General features: G+C 49.1%; 1 protein-coding gene and 2 pseudogenes. All 3 read right to left on the bottom strand.

What is annotated here, in order from left to right; all coding sequences use genetic code 11:
- Window positions 1-294, bottom strand: a pseudogene (locus J2W69_RS20555) (IS21 family transposase); the annotation flags it as partial.
- 635 nt (window positions 295-929) lie between these two features.
- A pseudogene (locus J2W69_RS20685) lies at window positions 930-1,319 on the bottom strand (LysR substrate-binding domain-containing protein); the annotation flags it as partial.
- 61 nt (window positions 1,320-1,380) lie between these two features.
- The coding region (gene istB, locus J2W69_RS20550) for an IS21-like element helper ATPase IstB (RefSeq protein WP_310282095.1) at window positions 1,381-1,857 on the bottom strand (477 nt) is incomplete at its 5' end.

Below are 1,857 nucleotides of genomic sequence, written 5' to 3'. Positions count from 1 at the left end.
AGTGACACCGGCTTTACGCAGCTCTTTGTGCACAGCGCACCAATCAGGTAGTTCCAGGCGGGTGGAGACCTGAGTATCGGCTTGAGGGTAAAACCACCGGGCCAGTTCGCTGTCGTCAAGTGTGCATATCAAGGGCCAGGTGATGCCGTTTTGCTCAGCCGCCGTGGCCACTTTTTGGATAGCGCCGATGCTGACACGCAGGCTATCGCGGATCTGTCGGATGGACAGGCCTGCATAGAGGCGAAGTCTTAGGATTTCACGAAGTTTACGCATTGAAGTTCTCTGTCTGGGCATAACCGTATCCATCTGAAAATAGACAGGTTATCAGTGACAACAATCAACGCAGAAAAAGCATTCTGGAGTAAATGAACACTGATTCTGGAAATAGACCCAAAGTGTTCACTTTGCGCCAGAATGGGTGTTCAGATAAAACCAGAACAGGTGTTCATTTTAAATCAGAATCGGTGTTCACTTTGGGGCAGAATACGCAGTCAGATGGATAAACGAAGTTTGTCTGTGTAGTTGTAACTGTGTTTGATTGCTAGATTTCTTGTTTTAAAGCTTTCGCCGCTGGCGAGCCGCTTTCTTTTGCGTCGCCAAAAGAAAGCGGCGCAAAGAAAAGGCGACCCCAGGCCGCTGCGAAAGCCCGGCCCAAAATCGCGCGTCCAAGGCGACGCGGTAACTCGTTCGTCGCTACCGCTCCTTACTCAAACAGTCCGCGTCTTAAAACCTTGGCCACCCAATTTTGTCCGGCTTGCGTCCTAATGGGGAATTGGTGACAGTAGTTGGTATGGCCTTTTCTGATGGACTGCACAAAGCATCTTATTGGGTGTTGATAGTAACAATGTTCTATTGTGGTTGAATGTTAAGCATGGTTTGGATTTAAGAGTTTGGGAGACGTCGCAGTGCAGCCGCTAAATAGCCAGAGCCTAAAGCAGATCAAAGGGTTTTCGGTCCAATAGACAGTCGATGAACGCACCGAGAAGGGCCGGTCTATGCTGTCTGCTCGGATAGTAGAGGAATAGCCCAGGGCGTGAAATTGACCAGTCTGCGAGTACTTGGACTAAGCGTCCCTGCGCCAAAAGCTCACCCACGCCGTCTCGCTCAAAGTGATAGGCGATTCCGAGCCCGTTTAGCGCAGCAGCAATCCCGATGTCTGCATGATTGGTCACGATTGAGCCTTCCACCGCAACTTCCAGTCGTTGTCCTTGCTTATTAAACTCCCAGCGATAGTACCTACCGTCCATTTGTAGCCGCCAGTTTATGCATTTATGCTGATGTAATTCGTCAGGTGACTTCGGTGTTCCCCAACGCGCGAGGTAGTCCGGGTGTCAACAACAGTCTAAAAGTGATCCACAGCAACAACTTAAAAGTGATCCACTACTCCTTGGGTTTATCCATTAATCCGGCTTGTTTCTTTTCTTTGATCCGATAGCTGTCTCCTTTGATTTGTAAGATATGAGAGTGATGTAAAACCCGATCTAACATGGCTGAAGTCAGTGCCGTATCATTAGCAAACACCTGTCCCCACTGACCGAATGGCAAGTTACTGGTCAGAATAACTGAGCCTTTTTCATACCGTTTGGCTATCACGTCAAACAGTAATTTTGCCTCATGTGCGCTAAAGGGCAGATAGCCGATTTCATCAATAATGAGTAGCCTGGGCGCTACGACTGAACGTTGCATCACTTGCTTATAGTTGTCCTGCCGCTGTGCTGTGGCCAGTTGCAGGATTAAATCTGACGCACTGACAAAGCGGGTCTTGATACCCGCCTGAACCGCTTTGTAGCCAAGGGCTACTGCAATATGAGTTTTACCCACTCCCGATGGCCCAAGCATGACGACATTTTCTTGTCG

Origin of the sequence: Rheinheimera soli (genome assembly GCF_031457405.1) — a bacterium.
In the GTDB taxonomy this organism is placed as follows: Bacteria; Pseudomonadota; Gammaproteobacteria; order Enterobacterales; family Alteromonadaceae; genus Pararheinheimera; species Pararheinheimera soli_A.
This window is presented reverse-complemented; position numbering and strand designations above follow the sequence as displayed.